Genomic DNA, 22,129 nt, shown 5'->3' with positions numbered 1-22,129 from the left:
GAGCGCAGGCCGGGACCCTGACACGACACCGGGATTTACGGTATGGGTTCACATACGTTCGCGCGATGGAGATCCGTCTACGTCTGGACGACGAGCTGGTGGCCGAACTGGACGAGGAGGCCCGGCTCCAGGGGTTCGACGACCGCGGCGCGTACCTCCGCTGGATCGTCGCCAACCGACCGATGTCCGACCTCGCGACGACGCAGGCCCCGGCGGTCGCCAGCCGCGTCTCGGAACTCGAAGAGCGGGTGAAGCTGCTCGAACGCCAGCTCGACCTAGAGGAGCCGACCGATCCGGACGCCGACCTGGGCGAGACCACCACCGACGCACCGTCCGCGTCCGAGGGCGGGTCGGGGGACCTGGGCGGCTCCGGCGACGGCACCGGGGCCGACCTCGGCGCCGAGTCGGGCAGCGAATCGGCGACGCTCGACGCGGACGTCGAACCCGAGACGGAACCGATGGATCTCGAAGCGGGGAGCGAACCCGTCGACGAAGAGGCGGAGGACGCCGCGGCGGACGACGACATCGCAGAGGCGATCGGCGACGTGTCGCTGGAAGACGAAGAAGAGGACGAGAGCGGATAGACGCTGGCTGCCCGGGTTAGCCCGTGAACTGGTGGTACTCCATGCCCTCGCGTTTCATCTCGTTGTGGCGGCGCTCGAGGAACGAGTAGACCGAGCCGTGGGGCGCGCCGTCGAGGATCATCTCCGCGGCTTCGCGGACGGTGTCGACCTGTTCGGGCTGGCCGATGATCGACAGCGTCGAGCCGTAGATGACGACCGCCGCGCCGGACAGCTCTTCCATCAGTTCGCGCGTGCGCCCGTCCTCGCCGATGAGCCGGCCCTTGTTCCGGCGCATGTCCTTCTTGTTCCGGGAGGCGGCCTTCAGGTCGACCACCTCGAGCATCATCAGGTCGTCGGCGAGCAGTTCCAGGGCGTCCTCGGGGGCGAACCCGCGGCCGATGGCCTTGACGATGTCCGGGCCGTTGAGCCCGACGATGGGGTCGCCGACCTTCTCGATGCGAACCGACCCGCTCTCTGAATCGATGTCGAGGCGGACCTCCGAGCGCTCTTCGATCTCGCGCATCGTCTCGCCGCCCTCGCCGATGAGCACGCCGATGCGGTCCTGCGGAATCTTCACGTGCTGCATAATATACGCGGGGATACGGTACCGCCATGTTTGAAGCCTTCGCACGGCTCGCCGCCCGTCCCGTCGGGCCGCGATCGCCGGGCCGGACCCGCTGTGGCGGCGCCACGGGTCCCGAATTCGTGTTTTTTCACCTAGACTGGTGATTATGGCGGCTGCCGTGGACAGTCGGCCCGCTATGGAAAGCGGTGATTCGGCATGACCGACGTGGGCTTTGCACTCTCGAGCGAGCTCTACGGCCCCGGCGAACTGGTCGACCAGGCGGCCCGTGCAGAGGCGGCCGGCTTCGACTTCGTGGCCCTCTCCGACCACTACCACCCCTGGATCCCGGACCAGGGGGAGAGCCCCTTCGCCTGGACGACCCTCGGCGGCGTCGCCGAGGCGACCGACGAGATCGAGGTCGGCACGGGCGTCACCTGCCCGATCCAGCGCTACCACCCGGCCCTTCTCGCGCAGGCGACCGCGACGGCCGCGGAAATGCTCGACGGGCGCTTCTTCTTCGGCGTCGGCACGGGCGAGCGGCTCAACGAACACGTCGTCGGCGACTACTGGCCGCCGGCCGCCGTCCGCCTGGAGATGCTCGACGAGGCCGTCCGGGTGATCCGCGCGCTCTGGCGCGGCGACGAGATCACCCACCACGGCGACCACTACACCGTCGAGAACGCCAAACTGTTCACCCTCCCCGAGGAGCCCCCGCCGGTCTACGCCTCGGCCTACGGGCCGAAAGCCGCCACCCTGGCCGCCGAGATCGGCGACGGCTTCTACACCGTCGGCCCACAGGAGGAACCGCTCCAGCGGTACCGCGACGAAGGCGGCGAGGGGCCCGCCTACGCCCAGCTAACCGTCTCCTACGCCGACAGTGAGGACGAGGCCGTCGAGCAGGCCCACGAGCGCTGGCCCAACACAGCGCTCCCGGGCGATCTCTCGACGGAACTCGGGACGCCGGTCCACTTCCGACAGGCCAGCCAGCAGGTCTCGAAGGCAGACATCGCCGAGGGGAGCACCGTCACCGACCCGGACCCGTCGACTCACGTCGAGCAAATCGAATCGTTCGCCGAGGCGGGGTTCGACCACGTCGTCGTCCACCAGGTCGGCGCCGACGTCGAGGGCGTTCTCCAGACCTACGAGGACGAGGTCTTGTCCGAAATCGACTAGCTCACTCGTCGCCGCCGGTGACGAATTCGAGCAAGTCGTCGTCGTCGACCTCGAGGCCCTGCCGGCGGAAGAACGCGGCGACGTTGTGGCAGTCCCGTTCGAGAAAGTCGCGGCTGTTGGGGTGGTGGACGGTGACCGCCTGCCCCAGGTCGATGACGACGAGTTCCTCGCCGTGGAGGATGATGTTGTACTCGGAGAGGTCGCCGTGGACGAGGCCGGCGTCGTGGAGTCGGCGCATGTACTCGCGGACGACCTCGAAGGCCGTCTCGGGGTTCTCGACGTGGACCTCCGCGAGTCGCTTGGCCCGGCCCTCGTCGATCCCGAGCAGTTCCATCACGAGGACGTTGCGCTCGACGGCGATCGGTTCGGGGACCCGGACGCCGGCCGCCTGTGCGCGCTTGAGGTTGGCGTACTCCTTTCGGACCCAGGCTTTGACCACGTCACTCTTGTTCGAGCCGATGCCCTCGAAGCGGGGGTCGCCGTCGAGGTAGCCCCGCATGTCCCGGAAATCGGAGGCGTTGATCCGGTAGACCTTGACCGCGACTTCGTCGTCCCCGCCCAGCGCCGAGTAGACGTTCGCTTCCTTGCCGGTCGAGATGGGGCCGCCGAAGGCGTCGATGTGACCGTCCTGAACGAGTTTGTAGAGGGCGCCGAAGGTGGCGTCGTCGAAGACGGAGGCCTCGACCTTGAACTGGTCTGCGTCCTTGATCCGCTCGCGAAAGTCGCTGAACTCCCGGTCGCGCTTGCGGGCGATCCGGTCGGCTTCGGTGTCGCTGACGTCGATCTCCTCCCACTCGTCGCCCGGTGAGTCGACGTCCTCGGCGTCGACGAGGTCGAACTCGGCCGTCACGACTGCCTCCGGCGTCGCCGTCCCGTGGGCCCGTCGCGGCTGCGCGCCCGGCGTTGTGACACGGACACTACTCGATGTGGCCCTCCTGGCGGAGCTGGTCGGCCTCCTGTTTCTCGTAGCGCCACGAGATGTCGCCCTTCTCGTCCTGCCAGTCCCACGGCTCGACGAGGACCACGTCGTCCTCCCGGATCCAGATGCGTTTCTGCATCTTGCCGGGGATGCGGGCGGTCCGTTCGACGCCGTCCATGCATCTGACGCGCACCCGGTTCGCACCGAGCATCTCCACGACTACCGCGAAGACCTCGTCCTCCTCTGGCATCCTGAGGTCCGTACGCCCCTCGTTGTCGCTCATAGACGCCAGTTGGGCGGGCAGACGGTTTAAGTTTTTCAAGAATCGGACGGGGTCGAGCGCCCGGATTCGGGGCGACCGCCCGCCGAACCGACACGCTACCACACCGCAAGAAAAACGCCCGTATATAACCAGTTAACCCTGAAAAGAACGGGGTATGAAAAGGCCTACCAATGTTTTATTACGGAGTCTCTATAGAAGGGTGGTGTATGAAAGCAGCAGTCTTTCAGGGGGTCGAAGAGCCGCTCGAGATCCAGGACGTGGCGGAACCGACAGCTGACGAGGACCAGGTGGTCGTGGAGACGGAGGCCTGTGGGATCTGCCGGAGCGACTGGCACGCCTGGAAGGGCGACTGGGGCCACATCGGCGTCGTCCCGACGGAGGGGCTGATCTTCGGGCACGAACCCGCCGGCCGCGTCGTCGAGGTGGGGGAAAACGTCGAACGCTTCCGCGAGGGCGACATGGTGACCGTCCCGTTCAACCTCTCCGACGGCACCTGTCAGCACTGCCGTGACGGCCGCGGGAACATCTGCGACCGGATGGTCCCCCTCGGCTTCCTGCAGATGGCCCCCGGGGCCTTCGCCGAGCGTTTCCCCGTCCGCGAGGCCGACCACAACGTCGTGAAACTGCCCGACGACGTCGACCCGGTCTCCGTGGCCGGCCTCGGCTGTCGGTTCGCGACCGCGTTCCACGGCCTCGTCAGCCGCGTCGACGTCACGCCCGGCGACTGGGTCGCCATCCACGGCTGCGGTGGGGTCGGCCTCTCCGCGGTCCACATCGCCGACGCGCTCGGCGCCAACGTCATCGCGGTCGACATCAAGGACGAACAGCTCTGGGCCGCCGAGGGCCTCGGCGCCGACGAGATCATCAACGCCTCGGAAGTGCAGGACACCGCCCAGGCGGTCAAGGCACACGTCGACGGGACCGGCGGCGTCGACGTGGCCGTCGACGCGCTGGGCGTCGCCGAGACCTGCAAGGCCGCCGTCAACTCCCTCGGGAAGGCCGGCCAGCACCTCCAGATCGGGCTGACAACCGGCGAGAACAACGGGAACGTCGAGTTGCCCGTCGACAACATGGTCATGGACGAACGCGAGTTCTACGGCTCGTTCGGCATGCCCCCGAACGAGTACGACCAGATCTTCCGCATGATGGCCCGCGACAAGATCGACCCCGGCCAGATCGTCACCGAGACCGTCTCCCTCGAGGAGGTCCCGGAGGTCATCGGCAACATGGGCAACTACGAGACCGTCGGCATCCCCGTCTGCAACGAGTTCTGAGCGGTTCGTTCGTTTTCTCGCCGTCGAAAGAGGGCCGCGACCCTCTCAGTTCCCAGTCTCGAAGTCCAGCGACTGGTCAGCGCCGCTGGTCGGGAAGGAGAGCCCGTCCGTCGAGTCCGATCCCTCGAACTCGAAGCCGAACCCGGAGGTCTCGGTCCCGAAGTCGAAGGTCATGGCGCCCGAGTCGCCGCCCGTCGCGAAGTCCAGCCCGGTGTCCGACCCCCCGCCGGTGTCGAAGTTCAGCGCGCCATCCGACCCTTCGCCGGTGTCGAAGTTCAGCCCCGAGTCGCCCGAGTCGTCTCCCGTGTCGAAGTTCAGCCCCGAGTCGCCCGAGTCGTCTCCCGTGTCGAAGTTCAGCCCCGAGTCGCCCGAGTCGTCTCCCGTGTCGAAGTTCAGCCCCGAGTCGCCCGAGCCGTCGCCCGTGTCGAAGTCCGGGCTGACGTCCTCGGCCCCGCCCGTGTCGAAGCCGAGGGCGGACTCCTCACCCGTGTCGAAGTTCGGGTCGGTCCCGTCGTCCGTGTCGGTGCCGTCGGACCCGTCGTCGGTGCCGGTGGACCCGTCGGTGGTATTCTCGTCACCGGTGTCACCGTCGGTGCCGTTCAGCGACGGATCGACGCTGACGAGGGTCGACGCGGTCGCGTCCTCGCTCCGGACCGTCGCGGTGTAGCTCCCCTCGTCGTCCGCGCTGGTCGTCCAGAGGAGCGTGACCGACTGGGTCTCGCCCCCCGGCACCGAGAGGTACGTGTCGTCGACGGCCTCGCCGGCCACGTCGAGGGTCACGGTCCGCCCGACCGACTCGCTGTCGACGTTGGTCACCGACGCGTCGACCGCGAGCGTGTCGCCGGGCGCCACCGGACCGGAGGTCCCGTCGATGGCGATGGTGAGCGGCGACTGGGACTCGTTCACCGCGGTGAGCGTCGGGTCGAAGGCCACGGTCACGCCCGACTGGACGATCACCGGATGGGTCGTCTCCCGGTAGCCGTCGGCGTCGGCGACGACCGTATACTCGCCGGCGGCCAGTGTGAGGTCGAACGTCCCGTCCGCGCCGGTGGTGGTCGACGCGGTGCCGTTCAGCGTGCCCACCGTCGCGTTCGCGATCGGCGTCCCCGCCTGGTCCGTCACGGTGCCGGTGATCCCGCCGTCGGCCCGTTCGAGCGTGAGGTTCCGGGTCAGCGTCTCGCCCGGCGAGAGCGAGACGTTCGTCACCGAGAGGGCGTACTCGACGCTCCCGGCGCCGAGGACGTACTCGCCCGCCTCGACCGCGAGCTCGTAGCTCCCGTCGGCGGCCGGCTGCGTCCGGGCCACGTACTCGTCGGGGAACCCGGCGGTGTCCTCGAACCCGCCCGGTTCACGCAGATCGACGGACACCGAACTGATCGGCTCCCCGTCGACGTCCGTCACGGTCCCGCGGACCGTCGCGGTGACAGTGACGCTGACGTCGACGACGGTCGTCTCGCCTGCGGTCACGTTCACCGACCGCGTCGCGACCTGCTCGCCGTCGACGGACACGGCGAGCGCGTACGACCCTTCGGCCAGTTCCACCGCGTAGCCGCCCGTCGCGTTCGTCGTGGTGGCCGTCTCCCCGACGGTCACCGTGGCGTTCGCGACCGGCGAACCGTCGCCGTCGGTCACCGTCCCCGCGACGGTGCCCCCTGTGGTGTTCGTCTCGTTCGTCTGTACCCCCCCGATCGCCGCGCGATCACCGTCGACGGTCGGGCCACCGACCGCCCCCGCGGTCCCCGCGGCCCCCACGGCCACGATTCCGAGCGCGACGACGGCAACGACCGTCATCGTCCATCTCTCCCCCATAGCGCATTAATTTCGTTTAGATATAGATAAAAATTTTCTGTATGGTTTGGTGATGTATTGCCGATCGCCCTGCCGTCGTGCAGTTCCCGCGCCGGTTGCGGCTGTCGGCGGGTCCGGGACGAGTCACCGCGTTTAAGCTACCCGAGTGGCGAGAGGGATCTATGCGTGGTAAGATCGGGACGGCCGGGGTCGCAGGACTGGTGCTCCTGCTCGGCGGCATCGGGGTCGTGGCGACGCAGAGCCTCTACGTCGCCAGCGGCATCGCGTTCGTGGTGGCCGGGCTCTTGCTCGTGGCGTACGGGTTCGTGACGTCGGTACTCGGCGCCCTGGGGATGGGCATCGAGGACGTCACCTGACTCAGCTCTCGGGCCGATCGGCCCGGTGTTCGCTGATCAACCGGTCGACCATCTGCTCGTTGTTCTGTTTCTCCCGTTCCTCCGCGCGGCGCTCCCAGTCGTCGATCACGGCCTCGATCTCGCTCTCGCGGGCCACTGCCAGTTCGTCGACCTCCTGGACCCGGACGTCGTCGGCCGGTCCGACCGGCACGTCGTGCTCGAAGAGCAGGTCGTCGGCCACCTCCGAGAGCCGACCGCCGTCCCGGACGACCACCCGCGGGTTCACGTCCGCCAGGCGCTGGGCCGTCGACCGGCCGGCACCGCTCCCGTCCCGCAGGTAGATCACGTCCCCCTCGGCGAGCCCGTAGGCCTCGTCTGCGTGCTCGATGGCGCCCGTGGTGAACTCCTCGATCACCTTCACCGGGACGAGATCCGTGTCCTCGCTCGCCACGTCCGCGAAGTTCGAGTGGTCGAGCTTCCACAGCGACTTGAGCCGGTCGAGTTTCCCCTCGAGTTCCTCGAGGCGATCGTCCCGGTCTTCGATTTCGCGCTCCAGGCGCTCGTTCTCCCGCTCGAGCCTGGTGATCTCCCGGCGCTCCCGGGCCTCGCGGCGCTCCTCCCGACGGGCCTCGGATAGCTCTTCCTCGTACTCCTCGATCCGGTCGTCCTTGCGCGCGATGGTCTCTTTCAGGTCCTCGTTGTGTGACTCAAGCCGGTCGACCCGCGCCTCCAGGCGCTTGATCTTCTTCTCCTCGGCGGTGAGTTCCCGGGCGATGTGTTCGGTCGACTCCGACGCTTCCTCCGGGTCGCGTTCGAGTTCCCTGAGGACGGCCTCGACGGACTCCTCGCCGGCGACGACCCGGGCCAGCACGTCCCCGAGGTCGTGACGCGGCGGCACCTTCTCCGCGATGCGCTCGAACTGGTCCTCGTGCGCGTCGAAGGCGGAGAGGGCGGCGGCCAGCGCGTCGCGCTGGTGGTCGTCGTCGTACCCTGCCTCCCGGGTCCGGTGTTTCTTCTCGTCGACCGGCAGGTCGCGGGTCGGGATCCAGGCGGCGGCCTCGAAGCTCCGCCGGATCTTCTCGACGGTCTCGGGCATCGGCTCGACGTCCGCCGCGACGACGATGGGGCGGCCGCGCTCGATGATCCACTCGATCACGTCGGCGGTGTCCGCCGTCCGGGTGCTGAACACGTCCAGTACCTTCCCGTGGACGTCGACGACCGCGGCCGCGGTGGTGGTGCCGGGGTCGATCCCGACGATGACGTGGTCCCGGCGCTTGGCCAGCGGCCGGAACTCGATGCCGTCGCGGCGCTCGCGTTCGATCTCGACGCGCACGTCGCCCGACCGGTGGGCCGACACCGGCACGTCGGTCGGCCGGCCCTCGACCTCGAAGATGGCGTTCGAGAACCCGCCGTACTTCTCGGTCACGTCCCGCTCGTAGTCGAGGCCGGCCTCGTCCAGTTCCGACTCGACTTCGCGTGCGCGCGTCTTGACCGATCCGTGGATCCGCCTGGTGTAGCGGTCCTCGGACCAGCCGCCCTTGCCCGTCGAGCGCCCGCGAGCCACCTTCACGCGGGTGGTGTTCGTGAAGGCCGAGACCTCCTGGCCGACGTTCATCGCCGCCAGCCGGGCGGCGGCCTCGGCTTCCTTCATGGGCTTTTTGGCGTAGGGGACGTCGTGCCGGCCGGCGACCCGGGAGAGCGGTTCCGGCCGCTCGGCGCCGGTCACCTGGACGAGTTTCGTCTCGTCGGGGAGTTCGCCGAGGAAGTGGATCAGGGCGTCCTTGTCCGCGGCCAGTTCGTACATGTTGTCCGTGGCGAGGATGGCGGGTTCCCGGTCTTCGATCAGCCGACGGAGCTTCCGCCGGGAGACCACGTCACGGCTGACGGACTCTCCGTCGAAGGCAACGAGTGCGTAGGACGGCGCGTCCCCTCTCACGTCCCCGCTCTGGACGTCGACCCCGAAGACGACTGCGTCGAGCGCTCGCGTGCGGGCGTTCACGACTACCACACCGTAGGGTCCTGCGAGATATAAATTTCGTGCCGGGTCGTGGTCCCCGGTCGGGGGACGGCCCCGAGTTTCGACGGGCTACAGTTCGGCCGCGATCCCGTCGGCGAGGGCGTCCAGTCGCTCGCGCTCGGGGTGAGAGCGCTCGAAGGACAGCGCCACGTCGTCCCCCTCGGTCCGCGGAATGACGTGCAGGTGGACGTGAAACACTTCCTGACCCGCGACCGCACCGTCGGCGAGGAAGAGGTTGATCCCGTCGGTCGGGAGGTCCGACGCACGGAGCGCCGCCGCGATCTCCTGGCTCACCCTGAAGAGTTCGCCACCCGTGTCGGGATCGAGACCGGCCAGGCCGGCCGAGTGGGCCTTCGGAATCACCAGCGCGTGGCCCTCGGTGACGGGCGCGATGTCCATGAACGCGAGCGTGTCCTCGGTCTCGCGGACGACGCTCGCCGGCGCGTCGCCGTCGACGATGGCGCAGAAGGGGCAGTCGTCGGCCATACCGGCGAGTCGGGGGCCGACGAGAAAAAGTTCAGTCCTCGTCCGGGCCGTCGGCGTCGGGGAACGGCACGTCGAGTTCGTCGCCGTCGTCGGGGAGGAACGCATCCCCCTCGAACACCTCGCGGGCCTCGTCTTCCAGTCGACCCTCCTGGCCGGCGTAGCGAGTCGAGACGTGCGTCAGCGCCAGTCGCTTCGCCCCCGCGCGGTTCGCGATCTCGGCGGCCTGTTTCGCCGTCGAGTGCCCGGTCTGGCCGGCCCGCTCGCGGCGGTCCTCGGCGAAGGTCGCGTCGTGGATCAGCAGGTCGGCCTCTTCGGCAGCCTCGACGACGCTCTGGGTGGGGCTGGTGTCGCCGGTGTAGACCAGGCGCCGTCCGGGACGGGGCGGGCCGACGACCGCCTCGGGTTCGACCACCGTGCCGTCGTCGAGTTCCACCGACTCGCCGCTGTGGAGTTTGCTGTACTCCGGGCCGGGCTCGATCCCGAGTTCCTCCTCTGCCTTCTCGCGGTCGAACCGGCCCTTGCGGTCGTCCTCGACGAGGGCGTACCCGACCGACGTGGCGCGGTGGTCGGTCGCGATCGCCCGGACCTCGAAGTCCTCGCCGTCGAGGGCGACGTCGCCGGGCGTGACCTCGTGGATCCGGACCGGGAAGGAGGGCTCGTTCCCGGTGACGGTGATCAGATCGCGGATCCGGCGGCGCGTGCCGCCCGGCGTGTGGATGGCGACGGGCTCCTCGCGGTCGTTGAAGTCCCAGGTCTGGAGGAGGCCGGGGATGCCGAGGACGTGGTCGCCGTGGAGGTGGGAGACGAAAACGTGGGAGACGGCGAAGCCGGTGGAAAAGCGCATCATCTGCCGCTGGGTCCCCTCGCCGGCGTCGAAGAGGAAGCGCTCGCCTTCCCGTCGGACCATCACCGCGCTCGGATTGCGCGCGGTCGTCGGAACGGCCCCGCTGGTCCCGAGGAAGGTCACGTGCATACGACGAATGTCGGCCGGCGGGGGTAAACCCGCTTCGAAACGTCCCACTGGCTGCGGACTTCCTGCGAGTTGCGAACGTTTCGCGGCCCACAACGCTGGATTTTCGGCCGGAAAGGCGGTCTTATTCGGTTCCACGCATTCGTCCGCGGATAAATCGCGTCCTAGACACGTTACAGTCACCGTACGTTCATAATTCGACAGTGAAACGAGTTGAAGTAACTGACCGGTTTATCCGCCCAAACTCCCTGGGGTTCGGACGCGGATCATGGATACACGACAGTACGCGATCTTGCTCGTCGGCGTCGTCGCGCTCTCTCTCGGGACGGCGGCGGCCCTCCCCGCGGGAGCGCTCGACGCGCAGGCACAGGAAACGGCGACCGTATCGTTCACAGACCAGTCCGTCGACGGTGACACCGTCACCGTCGACTCGGCCACCCTCCCCGACGGCGGCTTCGTGGTGATCCACGAGTCCGACGACGGCGAGGCCGGTGACGTCGTCGGCGTCTCCGAGTACCTCGAACCCGGAGAGTCCGAGGACATCGAGGTCGAACTCGACACCGACGTCGAGGACGAAGAGGAGTACATCGCGATGGCCCATCAGGACACCGACGGCGACGAGGCGTTCACGTTCGTCGAGTCCGACGGGGAAGAGGACGTCCCCTACACGACCGAGGAACCCGTGACGGACAGCGCCACCGTCACCGCCGAGGACGCTGACGAGGCCGAGGACGAGGACGAAGAAGACGAACCCGGCCCGCCGGCTGACGCCGGGCCGCCTGAGGACGCCGGACCGCCCGACGAGGCCAACGTAACCGACGACGAGAACGCGACCGAGGGCGACGGCCTGCTGATCACCGACCTCGAGGCACCGACCAACGCGACCGTCGGCGAGACGCTGAACGTCACCGCGACGGTCGAGAACCAGGGTGAGGAGGCGACGACCCAGCGCGTCGAGTTCCGCGTCGACGGCCAGCTCGTCGACAACCGGAACGTGAGCGTCGACGCCGGCGAGGAAGCGACGGTCAACTTCGCGGTCCAGAGTGGGCAGTACAACCTCAGCGCCGGCGACTACCGCCACAGCGTGTTCACGGCGGACGACTGGGCACTGGGCGAGATCACCCTCCAGGAGTCCTTCGCGCTGACCGACCTGGAGGCCCCGGAGAACGCCACCGTCGGTGACACCGTGACCGTCAACGCGACGGTCCAGAACCCGAACGACGCGGCGGCGACCCAGACGGTTTACTTCCGGTTCGCCGGTCCGATCGTCGACAGCGAGTCTGTCACGCTCGACGCCGGTGAGTCCGAGACCGTCTCGCTCGAGGTGAACTCCTCGGGCGTCGCGCCGGGCAACTACACCCACGGCGTCTTTACGGCGACCGCTGGCGCCTTCGCGGACATCTACCTCGCGCCGGCACCGCCCGAGGCGACGATCGTCTTCGAGAACCAGACCGCTGAGAACGACACGGTCACCATCGAGTCGGTGAGCGTCGAGGCTGGCGGCTTCGTCGCCATCCACGACGCGTCGCTGCTCGACGGGAACGTGGTCGGGAGCGTCGTCGGCGTCTCCGATTACCTCGAGCCCGGTGAGTACGAGGACGTGGAGGTGGAGCTATTCGACGTGCTCGGAGCCGACCTCGAGAACGAGACGCTCGAGGAGAACCAGACGCTGATCGCGATGCCCCACCTCGACACCAACGAGAACGAGAGCTACGACTTCGTCGCGACCGGCGGCGAGGCCGACGGCCCCTACGTCGACGCTGACGGGGACGTCGTTCTCGACGTAGCCAACGTGACCGTCGAAGACGCAGACGCGGAGAACGAAACCGAGGCACCGGAAACCGAAGAGCCGGAGACCGAAACCGAGGAGCCGGTGACGGAAACCGAGACGCCCGCCACCGAGACCGAGACCGAGACAGAGACAGAGACAGAGACCGAGGAGAACGTGACTGAGGAGCCGACCACCGAGGAGCCGGTGACGGAAACCGAGACGCCCGCCACCGAGACCGAGACAGAGACCGAGGAGAACGTGACCGAGGAGAACGTGACCGAGGAGCCGACCACCGAGGAGAACGTTACTGAAGAACCGGTCCCTGTTGCACCGCCGGACGAGGAGACGGTAACCGAGGAGACGCCAACCGAGGAAAACGAGACAGAAGATAACCTGACCGAAGAACCGGTCACCGAGGAGAACGAGACGGAAACGCCGGCCGAAGAGGACGAGGACGCGCCGATGGCGACGGTCAGCCTGCAGGATCAGGCGACCAACGGGACGACCGTCACCGTCGAGAGCGTGAACATGTCCGAGGGCGGGTTCGTGACGCTGCACAACGACTCGCTCGCGGACGGTGACGCGCTCGGCAGCGTCGTCGGGGTCTCCGAGTACCTCGAGCCCGGCGAGTCCGAGGACGTGACGATCACGCTCTTCGACGTCCCGGGCGTGGAGTACGAGACCGATCGGCTCGAGGAGGGCCAGACGCTGATCGCGATGCCCCACCTCGACACTGACGAGAACGAGAGCTACGACTTCGTCGCGACGAACGGCTCCGAGGACGGCCCCTACGTCGACGCTGACGGAGACGCCGTCACCGACGACGGCCGCATCGTCGTCGAGAGCGTCGCCTGAGGGCCCGAGCGCCCGAATCCGACCCGACTCGTCGCTTTTTTCGCCGCCCGTCCGCTCGTGCAACGGTCGAAACGCCGCCTTACCCGGCGAGTAAGGCCGGGTTCCAGTTGTCGAGGGACGTGAACGCCCCTGCAACGGTGGCCGGCGTTTAATCGCGTCTCCGTGGAGCGGGCTGACGAACATGAGACAGCGCGTACTCGCAGCGACGGTCGCGATCGTCGTCTTGGGCCTCGGCGTTGGCGGGGCGATGGCGGTCAACGCCGGTGCGAGCGGGCCGAGACAGTCCCAGATCGCACAGCAGACCCAGCCGGACGAGCCGAGCGTGACCTTCGACGACCAGGAGAGCGACGGCCAGACGGTCACGGTCGACAACGTGAGCCTCCCCGACGGCGGGTACGTCGTGATCCACGACGATAGCCTCGTCGAGGGCGAGATCACCGGCAGCGTGATCGGCGTCTCCGAGTACCTCGAACCCGGCACGTACGAGGACGTCGAGGTCGATCTGTACGAGGTGCCGGGCCAGGAGTTCGACCGGTCCGAGCTCCAGGACGACGAGTTCCTGATCGCGATGGCCCACGAGGACTCGAACGGCAACGAGAGCTTCGACTTCGTCAGTAGCGACGGCGAGACCGACCCGCCCTACCTCACCGACCCCGGCTGGCCGGTCATGGACGGCGCGCTCGTGAGCGTCGACGACGGCGATGGGAACGGAGACGACGATGACAGGGACGACGAAGACGACGGCGATGGCGATGGCGATGGCGACGTCGTGATCGTCGACGAGGATGACGACGACGATGACGACGATGACGATGACGAGACCACGACGACGACCACGACCAACAACACCACGACGACCACGACCACGACTACGACGACCGATACCACGACGACCGACACCACGACGACCGCCCCGGACACCCCGATCGAAGACGGGGAATCGCCCGACGACGAGAGTCCTGACACCCCCGATACGGAGGACGATATCATCGACGGAGACGGCGCGGACGACGATACCCCCGAAGACGAGGACGACGAGGCGGACGGCGAGGACGGGGATGACGAGAACGGCGACGGTGCCGAGGACGAGAACGGCGATGCGGAAGACGGCGAAGACGACGAAGAGAACGGTGACGAGGCGGCCGACGACGGTGACGAGGAAGCGGACGGGAACGGCGACGAGGAGAACGGAGAGGAAGACGAGAACGGTGACGACAACGGCGAGGACGGAGACGGTGATGATGGCGACGACGACGAGGGCGGCAACGGTGACGACGAGGGCAACGGTGACGGCGATGGCGAGAACGGCGAGGCCTGATCGCGGGCCGTCGAGGTGACCGGCGACCGACCGATTCTTACCGTCGGTCCCCCTATCCGACCCCGATGGACGCCCCGCTGTGGACAGAGGCGCACGCGCCGGACATCGACGACCTGCCGCAGTCCGGGGTCCGGGAGTCGCTGGGGCGGGCGGTCGACGAACCGCTCAACCTCATCGTCCACGGGCCCAAGGGCAGCGGGAAGACCGCGGCGGTCAGGGCGCTCGCCCGCGAGACACACGCCGACCCCGACAACGACTTCGTCGTCATCAACGTCGACGACTTCTTCGGGATGACCAAGAAGGAACTGAGCGAGGACCCCCGCTTTGCCTCCTTCATCACGCCCAAGCGCCGGCGCAACTCCTCGAAGGCCGACCTCATCAATCACGTACTCAAGGAGTCGGCCAGCTACTCGCCGGTCTCGGGGGAGTACAAGACGGTCCTGCTCGACAACGCCGAGTCGATCCGGGAGGACTTCCAGCAGGCGCTGCGCCGGGTGATGGAGCAGTACTACGAGACGACGCAGTTCGTCATCGCCACCCGCCAGCCCTCGGCGCTGATCCCGCCGATCCGCTCGCGGTGTTTCCCCGTCCCCGTCCGGGCCCCGACCCACGACGAGACCGTCGCCGTGCTCCGGTCGGTCGTCGAGGCTGAGGAGGTCGACTTCGACGACGACGGCCTGGAGTACGTCGCCGGGTACGCCGACGGCGACCTCCGGTCGGCGCTTCTGGGTGCCCAGACCACCGCCGAGACCGAGGGCGAGGTCACGATGGAGACCGCCTACGAGGCGCTGGGCGAGGTGGGCACGGACGACCGGATCGAGGAGATGCTGGACGACGCCGAGGCCGGCGCGTTCACGGACGCCCGGAAGACCCTCGACGACCTGCTCGTCGAGGAGGGGTACAGCGGCGAGGAAGTGCTGGCGGACGTGCTCCGGGTGGCCCGCTCGCGCTACGACGCCGACCGGCTGGCGCGACTCCACCGCCTCGCCGGCGACATCGATCTCGACCTGACGGAGGGGACCAACGACCGGCTCCACGTCTCGCACCTGCTGACGAAACTCGCCGAGTGACTCAGTTCGCGGGCTCGACGCCGGTGAACTCGAACCGGGCGCCGCCGCTCTCGCTCTCCGTGACCGCCAGCGTCCAGCCGTGGGCGCTCGCGATCTCCCGCACGATGGCGAGGCCGAACCCGGTCCCGTCGTCGGCCGTGGAGTAGCCCATCTCGGCGACGGCCTCGCGCTCGTCGGCGGGGATCCCGGGGCCGTCGTCCTCGACGTAGAAGCCGTCCGGCAGCGCGCCGACGGTGACGGTCACGCCCTCGCCCCCGTGTTCGACCGAATTGCGGAAGAGGTTCTCGAGGAGGGCGACGAGCCGGTCTAGGTCCGCGCGGAGCGTCCGGTCTTCCTCGAGCCGCCGGGTCGCCGCGGCCCACCGGACGCTCTCCCAGGCCAGGTTCGCGGCCTCGCTGAGCCGGATCGGCTCGGGCTCGGGCGCCGACTGGCCCTCCCGGGCGATAGTCAGTACGTCGTCGATCAACCGGTCCATGCGGTGGAGGCTCCGCTCGGCCGCCGCCAGGTGTTCGTCGGCCGGCCCGGAGACCTGGCGGGCGGCCTCGACGCGGGCCATGGCGACCTGCAGCGGGTTGCGCAGGTCGTGGGAGACCAGGCTCGCGAACCGGTCGAGGCGCTCGTTCTGTGCGGCCAGTTCCCGCTCGCTGGCCTTGGACTCGGTCACGTCGTCGAGGATGCCGACGTAGCGGCGGACGACGCCGTCCTCGTCGCGGACGGGATAGGCGTCGGTCTCGACCCAGCGGACGGTCCCGTCGGGCCGCAGGAGGCGGTGTTCGAGGCCGTAGCTGTCGGCGTCGTCCGCGGGGTCGTGGACCCGTTGCATCCACTCGCGGACGGTCTCGCGGTCGTCGGGGTGGACCGCCTCGAGGAACGGTGACGGGTCGTCGCCGGCAGCGAGCCCCTCGCGGCCCGACAGCTCCTCGTAGCCCGGGCTGAGATACACCACCTCGTCGGTGGTCGGGTCGGTCATCCAGATGACCTCGTGGACGCTGTCGACGATCTGGGAGAACCGGCGCTCGCTCTCCAGCAACTGCTCCTCCATCTCCCGGCGCTCGGTGACGTCCCGGAGGACCGAGAGGTGCTTGCCGGGGAGAATGTCGCTCGAGGCGCTGAACTCGACGGTGCGTTCCTCGCCGTCGGCCCGGACGAGGGGGAACTCCCCGCGGACGCGATCGCTCTCGAGGAACTCCCGCCAGGCGTCCTCGAAGCCGTACCAGTCGGGCGCGAACGCAGCGATCGAGCGACCGACCAGCTCCTCGCGCTCCAGGCCGAACATCTCGCAGGCCGCCGGGTTGGCGTCGAGGTACCGTCCCTCGTCGTCGGCGATCAGCAGCGCGTCGTGGGCGTTCTCGAAGACGGCCCGGAACCAGGCGTGGTTCTCCCCGAGTTCGCCGCCCGCAGTCATGCCGCGACCGATCCCGGCTGACGGGAGCGCCGCGGCGTGACGGGTCGAGCGTGCGAGCGACGGGCCATCGAACGATCTGTCATACCGTCGGGAAGGAGTGCCACGGGTTTGTAGTTTCGTACCCCTTTCGGGCCTCGAAACCCGGTCGACAGGGGCGTTCACAGCGATCCCGCCGACCGGCAGCGGGGACGGCTCCGCCCGACCGTCAGCCTCGCTCGCGAGTCAGGACCAGCACGTGCCGGGTCAGCGAGCGGTGCACCCGTCGCTCGAACCGGTCCGTGACCCGCCAGCCGGCCTCGCGAGCCTCGTCGGCCCAGGACCGGTCCGCGACGACGACGGCCCGGGGTGCGACGCGGCGGGCCTCCGCGAGCGCCCCGGCGACGAGGGCGGCGAGGGGGCGATTGGCGATCTTCGACTGGCGGCCGTAGGGCGCGTCGAAGACGACGCCGTCGACCGCGTCGTCGGGGAGCGCGAGCGCCGTCGCGTCGCCCCGCATCACGTGCCAGTCGCCCGGTTCCGGGAATCCGGGCGGGGAGCGGTCGGGCACGAGGAAGTGCGCCAGGTTCTCGGCCGCCCCGCGGACCATCTTCCGCTGGGCGTCGACGCCGAGCACGTCCGCGCCGAGGAGACCGGCCTCGATCAGCCCGCCACCCGTCCCGCACATGGGGTCGAGAATAGTCGCCTCCGGGCCCGCACCGGCGAGATTCGCTAACGCTCGTGCGAGCAGCGGGTCCATGCTGCCGGGCTGGAAGAAGGGGCGATCGGTCGGGCGCCGGTCGCCGAAGTCCCGGACGCTCTCGACGGCGAGCCAGCCCAGGGCACAGACACCCTCGGAAAACATCGCCCGGAGCTCGTGATCCGGATCGTCGAGGTCGACCGCGAATCCGCGGTCCACGAGGGCTGCGCCGAGTTCGCGTTCGACCCGCTGGGTGTCGACGCCGGCCAGGCCCCGGACGTCCCGGGCGCGGACGGCGACCGTTCCCGTTCGCTCCGTCGAGGCGGCCGCGAGCAGCGCGCTGGCGCTCTCGACGTCGGGGTCCGTCCGGCCGAGGTACTCGCTGGCGCGGTGGGTGTAGGCCAGCCCGCGGACGCGCTCGTCGACGCCCCGAGCGGTCGCGAGACCGGGCGCGATCCGATCCACGCCGGTCGCGACGCTCGCGGCTTCCCGGGCCGCGAAGGCGTCGTCCTCGCCGGCCAGTTCCAGCAGGTACACGCCCGCAGGTGGCCGCCTGTGGCGTATACGCCTTCCGGTCGGACGCGACCGGGCGGCGACCCCGCACCGGGACCGGGAGACTGGTAAGTCCGGAGACCTATCATCCGCAGGTACCAAGCTTTATAAACCTTAAATACGTGTTTTAAGGCGAGACATGGTTGACCCCAAGGAAACAATCAACATCGAGAACGTCGTCGCCTCGACCGGCATCGGCCAGGAGCTCGACCTCCAGAGCGTGGCTATGGACCTCGAGGGGGCGGATTACGACCCCGAGCAGTTCCCCGGCCTCGTCTACCGGACCCAGGAGCCCAAGTCGGCCGCGCTGATCTTCCGGTCGGGGAAGATCGTCTGTACCGGTGCCAAGAGCACGGACGACGTCCACGAGAGCCTCCGGATCGTCTTCGACAAGCTCCGGGACCTCAACATCCAGGTCGACGACGACCCCGAGATCGTCGTCCAGAACATCGTCACCTCCGCGGACCTGGGTCGGAACCTCAACCTCAACGCCATCGCCATCGGCCTCGGGCTGGAGAACATCGAGTACGAGCCCGAGCAGTTCCCCGGCCTCGTCTACCGACTCGACGACCCCGACGTCGTCGCGCTGCTGTTCGGCTCCGGCAAACTCGTCATCACGGGCGGCAAGCAGCCCGAGGACGCCGAGGAAGCAGTGGACCGGATCGTCTCCCGACTCGAGGAACTGGGTCTGCTGGACGGCTAGAGCGCAGGCTACATACACACCGGTTTCTAATCGCAGGTATGCTCCCGCTCCAGGTGGATCCGACGGGTGGCGGGCCGCTGGCCATCGTCGTCACCTTCCTGCTGGCCACCGCGTTCTACGCCGTCACCCTCCACCTCGCGGCGACGTTCTTCATCGGCGACGTGCCCAGCCAGCGGGCCGCCTACGTCGCGCCGGCGCCCGCGCTGGCCTCCCTGTTGCTCCAGCAGTGGGGGCTTCAGGGGTTCGGTCCACTGTCCCCGAGTCTGGCGGCCGGCATCGCGGTGGTCGCGATCCTGGCAGCCGACGCCATCGCCATCAGCTACGTCTACCGGCTCAAATGGTCTTCGGCGCTGCCGCTCACCCTGTTGCACTTCGGCTTCGCGGCGATCCTGGGCGTGGCCCTCAGCAATATCTTCGGGTTTCTCTAGTCGACCCGGATCTCCACGAGCCCCTCGCTGCGGACGGTAACGCGGGTTTCTTTGTGCGTGAACGAGACGGCGACCGAGTCGGTGCCGGGGCGGCCGACCAGCAGGTTCAGGGCGTCGACGTCGACCGAAGTCGCGAGCGGTTCGACGTCGATCGGGTCGCAACCGCGTGTCTCGGCGATCGCCTCGGCGACGGCGACCGTCGGACTCGTCGACTCCGACCAGCGGTACACGTCCACGGCGTCATCATCGTCTGTCATTGTATGGGTCCCAGCAGCCCGCCGGTGACGCGGGTGCCGGCGGGCAGTGTCCGTCGGTACGTTTCGAAGCCTAAAGAGCGTACTGTGCCGGGCAATCGGTCACTCGACCAGGCGCTCGATCTCGGTGACCAGCACGTCGCTGGCCCCCTCGGCCTTGAGGGCCGTGATCGTCTCGAAGACCTCGCGCTCGTCGACGACGGCGTGGACCGCGACCGCGTCCTCGCCCGCGACGTCCATCACCGTCGGGCCGCCGAGTCCCGGAATGACGTCTTTCACGGCCTCGACCTTCCCCTCCGGCACGTTCAGCATGAGGTAGCGCTTCCCCTCGGCAGTCTTGACAGAGCCCAGGGCCGTCCGCACCTGTTCGACTTTCGGGTCGTCCACGACGTCCTCGCGGGCGAACAGCCGGACGGAGCTCTCGAGCACGTCGTCGATCACTTCGAGCCTGTTCATCCGGAGGGTCGTCCCCGTGCTCGTGATGTCGACGATGGCGTCGGCGATGTCGACGTGTGGCGTGAGTTCGGTCGCGCCGGAGACCTCCGCGATCTCGACGTCGATCCCCAGGTCGTCGAAGTACGCCCGGGTGACCGTCGGGAACTCGGTGGCGACGGTCCCGCCCTCGAGATCGGTGACCGACGTGATCGGGCCGTCCTCGGGGGCCGCGAGGACGAGGCGACAGGCGCCGAACTCCAGGTCCAGCAGATCGACGAGGTCGCCGGTGTCTGCCTCCCGGACCTGGTCGAGACCGGTGATCCCGAGGTCGGCGGCCCCGTCGCTGACGTACTCGGGGATGTCGGCCGCCCGGGCGTAGAGGATCGTCACGTCCGGGTCGACGGTGTCGGCGTACAGTTTCCGGTCCGCGCCGTCGACGACGTGGAGCCCGGCCCGTTCGAGCAGGTCGACCGACGGATCGTGTAGACGCCCCTTGTTGGGCACGGCGATTCGCATACCGACACTTCCGGACCCGCGGGCAATTGCTTTTCCCTCCCGACCGCGCCCGCCCGGCAGGACCGTTATCAGCCGCGATACTTCAGGAGAAACGAACTTGTAGCGAGATATGCGACGGATCCCCATGGCAAACGCACTGGACCGGCTCTTCCTCGCGCTCCCGGCCCCCGTCCGCGAGCGGCTCTGGGGCAAATTCGGGTTCGCGCTGGGGACTGTGGCGGTGCTGTCGCTTCTGCTGACGGGTGGACTCGTCCGGCTGTTCGACGCGCCCCTCGTCCCCATGCTGGCCCAATGGGCGATCCTGCTCGGCCTCTCGACGGGGATGAGCGTCTACGTCGGCGCGGACTTCATCGGGCAGATGCAACGCGTCGAGCGCAAGGCGACGGGCATCGGCCGCGGCGAGTTCGACACGCGGGTGACCACCCCCCGTCGCGACGAAGTCGGGGAGGTGTTCGACGCGCTCGCGACGATGCGCGACGACCTGCAGTCTCGCATCGAGGAGGCCGAAGCCGCGGAGGAGACCGCACGGAAAGAGCGCGAGAAGGCCGAACGGCTGAGCGAGGAGGCAGCGCGGCTGAACGACCACCTCGAACGGAAAGCCGGCGAGTTCGGCGAGACCATGGCGGCCTGCGCCGACGGCGACCTGACCCGGCGGCTCGACCCGGACGGCGAGAGCGAGGCGCTGGACCGCATCGCCGCCGAGTTCAACGAGATGATGGACGAGATCGAGGGGACGATCCTCGATCTGCGGGCGTTCACCGACGACGTGGCGGCCGCAAGCGACGACGCGACGGCCGGGACCGTCGCCGCCCGCGAGGCCGGCGCCGAGGTCCGGGACCAGATCGAAGCCATCGCCGACGACGCGAGCGAGCAGGACCGGATGCTCCGGTCGACCACCGACGAGATGAACGAACTGTCGGCGACCGTCGAGGAGATCGCGGCGACCGCCGACGAGGTCGCGGGCGTCTCGGAGCGGGCCGCGGCGGCCGGCGAGCGCGCCCGCGACGCCGCGGAGGAGGCCGTCGGCGAGATGGACCGCATCACCGCGAAGACCGCCGAGACGGTCACCGAGGTCGAGGGCCTCGACGAGGAGATGACCGAGATCGAGGCGGTGGTCGAGATCATCGAGGACATCGCGGAACAGACCTCGGTCCTGGCGCTGAACGCCTCGATCGAGGCCGCCCGCGCCGGGGCGGCCGGCGAGGGCTTCGCCGTCGTCGCCGACGAGGTCAAGGATCTGGCCGAGGAGACGCGGTCCGCGACGACGGAGATCGCCGGCCGCGTCGACCGGATCCAGGACCGGACGGCGACGGTCGTCGACGACATGCACGAGACCAGCGACCGCGTCGAGGACGGGATGGAGACCATCGCCACCGAACTGGAGTCGCTCGAACGGGTGGCGGAACTGGTCGACGAGGCCGATCAGGGGGTCCAGGAGATCGACGCGACCACCGACGAGCAGGCCGCTCGCACCCAGGAGATCGTCGCGACCGTCGAGGAGGTGGCGGAGATCAGCCGCACCACACGCGAAGGGTCCGAGGCCGCCACCGAGGCCGTCGAGGGCCAGCAGGAGACGCTCGCCGAGGCGACCGACACCGTCGAGGGCGTCGCCGAGCGGACCGCCGAACTGCGGGACCTGGCCGACTACTTCGACGTCGGGGGCGGGAGCGAGCGCGCGACGGTCGCGGCGGACGGGGGTGAGCGACCCGACGACGAGACCGCCTGACGTCGCACGGAGACCCCGGCCCTTAA

At 68.7% G+C, this 22,129-nt stretch carries 21 protein-coding genes; 10 read left to right on the top strand and 11 right to left on the bottom strand.

What is annotated here, in order from left to right; genetic code table 11:
- The first annotated feature begins 65 nt into the window (after window positions 1–65).
- Window positions 66–584 (top strand): hypothetical protein, encoded by a 519-nt coding sequence (locus U5918_RS11840; protein WP_336001567.1) that lies wholly within the window; start codon window positions 66–68, stop codon window positions 582–584.
- 16 nt (window positions 585–600) lie between these two features.
- Here U5918_RS11840 and U5918_RS11835 read toward each other — a convergent pair whose 3' ends face one another.
- Window positions 601–1,149 (bottom strand): KH domain-containing protein, encoded by a 549-nt coding sequence (locus U5918_RS11835; RefSeq protein ID WP_336001566.1) that lies wholly within the window; start codon window positions 1,147–1,149, stop codon window positions 601–603.
- Window positions 1,150–1,344: 195 nt separating this feature from the next.
- Here U5918_RS11835 and U5918_RS11830 point away from each other — a divergent pair, with 195 nt between their 5' ends.
- Window positions 1,345–2,301, top strand: a complete 957-nt coding sequence (locus U5918_RS11830; protein ID WP_336001565.1) for a TIGR03557 family F420-dependent LLM class oxidoreductase — start codon at window positions 1,345–1,347, stop codon at window positions 2,299–2,301.
- A 1-nt stretch (window position 2,302) separates the two neighbouring features.
- On the opposite strand, the gene rio1 is transcribed toward U5918_RS11830, so the two are convergent.
- Window positions 2,303–3,151 carry a serine/threonine-protein kinase Rio1 gene (rio1, locus tag U5918_RS11825; RefSeq protein ID WP_336001564.1) on the bottom strand — a complete coding sequence of 283 codons (849 nt, stop codon included), beginning with the start codon at window positions 3,149–3,151 and terminating at the stop codon, window positions 2,303–2,305.
- A 67-nt stretch (window positions 3,152–3,218) separates the two neighbouring features.
- Window positions 3,219–3,503 (bottom strand): translation initiation factor eIF-1A, encoded by a 285-nt coding sequence (gene eif1A / locus U5918_RS11820; protein ID WP_336001563.1) that lies wholly within the window; start codon window positions 3,501–3,503, stop codon window positions 3,219–3,221.
- Between the two features lie 206 nt (window positions 3,504–3,709).
- Between eif1A and U5918_RS11815 the strand changes: the two genes are divergently transcribed.
- On the top strand, window positions 3,710–4,777 hold the full coding sequence (locus tag U5918_RS11815) for a zinc-dependent alcohol dehydrogenase family protein (protein ID WP_336001562.1): 1,068 nt from the start codon (window positions 3,710–3,712) through the stop codon (window positions 4,775–4,777).
- A 45-nt stretch (window positions 4,778–4,822) separates the two neighbouring features.
- Here the strand turns inward: U5918_RS11815 and U5918_RS11810 are convergent, their stop codons facing one another.
- Window positions 4,823–6,586 (bottom strand): carboxypeptidase-like regulatory domain-containing protein, encoded by a 1,764-nt coding sequence (locus tag U5918_RS11810; protein WP_336001561.1) that lies wholly within the window; start codon window positions 6,584–6,586, stop codon window positions 4,823–4,825.
- A gap of 161 nt (window positions 6,587–6,747) precedes the next feature.
- Between U5918_RS11810 and U5918_RS11805 the strand changes: the two genes are divergently transcribed.
- A complete protein-coding gene (locus U5918_RS11805) occupies window positions 6,748–6,942 on the top strand; it encodes a DUF7470 family protein (protein ID WP_336001560.1) in 195 nt (64 codons plus the stop codon).
- Between the two features lies 1 nt (window position 6,943).
- Here the strand turns inward: U5918_RS11805 and U5918_RS11800 are convergent, their stop codons facing one another.
- The 3 genes from U5918_RS11800 to rnz form a co-directional block, all read right to left on the bottom strand.
- A complete protein-coding gene (locus U5918_RS11800) occupies window positions 6,944–8,920 on the bottom strand; it encodes a DUF460 domain-containing protein (protein WP_336001559.1) in 1,977 nt (658 codons plus the stop codon).
- A gap of 87 nt (window positions 8,921–9,007) precedes the next feature.
- Complete coding sequence (locus U5918_RS11795) at window positions 9,008–9,424, bottom strand: HIT family protein (protein WP_336001558.1); 417 nt, start codon at window positions 9,422–9,424, stop codon at window positions 9,008–9,010.
- Between the two features lie 31 nt (window positions 9,425–9,455).
- Window positions 9,456–10,397, bottom strand: coding sequence for a ribonuclease Z (rnz, locus tag U5918_RS11790; protein ID WP_336001557.1), 942 nt, complete (start codon window positions 10,395–10,397; stop codon window positions 9,456–9,458).
- Window positions 10,398–10,662: 265 nt separating this feature from the next.
- Between rnz and U5918_RS11785 the strand changes: the two genes are divergently transcribed.
- The 3 genes from U5918_RS11785 to U5918_RS11775 all read left to right on the top strand — a co-directional run bounded on the left by U5918_RS11785 (window position 10,663) and on the right by U5918_RS11775 (window position 15,408).
- Complete coding sequence (locus U5918_RS11785) at window positions 10,663–13,020, top strand: DUF7282 domain-containing protein (protein WP_336001556.1); 2,358 nt, start codon at window positions 10,663–10,665, stop codon at window positions 13,018–13,020.
- 181 nt (window positions 13,021–13,201) lie between these two features.
- Window positions 13,202–14,338 (top strand): DUF7282 domain-containing protein, encoded by a 1,137-nt coding sequence (locus tag U5918_RS11780; protein WP_336001555.1) that lies wholly within the window; start codon window positions 13,202–13,204, stop codon window positions 14,336–14,338.
- Between the two features lie 65 nt (window positions 14,339–14,403).
- On the top strand, window positions 14,404–15,408 hold the full coding sequence (locus tag U5918_RS11775; protein ID WP_336001554.1) for an AAA family ATPase: 1,005 nt from the start codon (window positions 14,404–14,406) through the stop codon (window positions 15,406–15,408).
- A 1-nt stretch (window position 15,409) separates the two neighbouring features.
- On the opposite strand, the gene U5918_RS11770 is transcribed toward U5918_RS11775, so the two are convergent.
- Together U5918_RS11770 and U5918_RS11765 are read right to left on the bottom strand one after the other, a co-directional pair.
- Complete coding sequence (locus U5918_RS11770) at window positions 15,410–16,813, bottom strand: PAS domain S-box protein (RefSeq protein ID WP_336001553.1); 1,404 nt, start codon at window positions 16,811–16,813, stop codon at window positions 15,410–15,412.
- Window positions 16,814–17,018: 205 nt separating this feature from the next.
- Window positions 17,019–18,026: a THUMP domain-containing protein gene (locus U5918_RS11765; RefSeq protein WP_336001552.1), complete on the bottom strand. Its 1,008-nt coding sequence runs from the start codon at window positions 18,024–18,026 to the stop codon at window positions 17,019–17,021.
- Between the two features lie 154 nt (window positions 18,027–18,180).
- Between U5918_RS11765 and U5918_RS11760 the strand changes: the two genes are divergently transcribed.
- On the top strand, window positions 18,181–18,744 hold the full coding sequence (locus U5918_RS11760; RefSeq protein ID WP_077206509.1) for a TATA-box-binding protein: 564 nt from the start codon (window positions 18,181–18,183) through the stop codon (window positions 18,742–18,744).
- 38 nt (window positions 18,745–18,782) lie between these two features.
- A complete protein-coding gene (locus U5918_RS11755) occupies window positions 18,783–19,172 on the top strand; it encodes a DUF7473 family protein (protein ID WP_336001551.1) in 390 nt (129 codons plus the stop codon).
- Here U5918_RS11755 and U5918_RS11750 read toward each other — a convergent pair.
- Window positions 19,169–19,429, bottom strand: a complete 261-nt coding sequence (locus U5918_RS11750) for a HalOD1 output domain-containing protein (protein ID WP_336001550.1) — start codon at window positions 19,427–19,429, stop codon at window positions 19,169–19,171. The genes U5918_RS11755 and U5918_RS11750 overlap by 4 nt on opposite strands.
- A 99-nt stretch (window positions 19,430–19,528) precedes the next feature.
- The gene (gene hisG / locus U5918_RS11745; RefSeq protein WP_336001549.1) at window positions 19,529–20,377 is read right to left on the bottom strand and encodes an ATP phosphoribosyltransferase; all 849 of its coding nucleotides are present in this window, start codon (window positions 20,375–20,377) and stop codon (window positions 19,529–19,531) included.
- A 124-nt stretch (window positions 20,378–20,501) separates the two neighbouring features.
- Between hisG and U5918_RS11740 the strand changes: the two genes are divergently transcribed.
- Complete coding sequence (locus U5918_RS11740) at window positions 20,502–22,103, top strand: methyl-accepting chemotaxis protein (protein WP_336001548.1); 1,602 nt, start codon at window positions 20,502–20,504, stop codon at window positions 22,101–22,103.
- The last annotated feature ends 26 nt before the right edge of the window (window positions 22,104–22,129 follow it).

This window comes from Halorientalis sp. LT38, assembly GCF_037031225.1.
Lineage (GTDB): Archaea > Halobacteriota > Halobacteria > Halobacteriales > Haloarculaceae > Halorientalis > Halorientalis halophila.
This window is presented reverse-complemented; position numbering and strand designations above follow the sequence as displayed.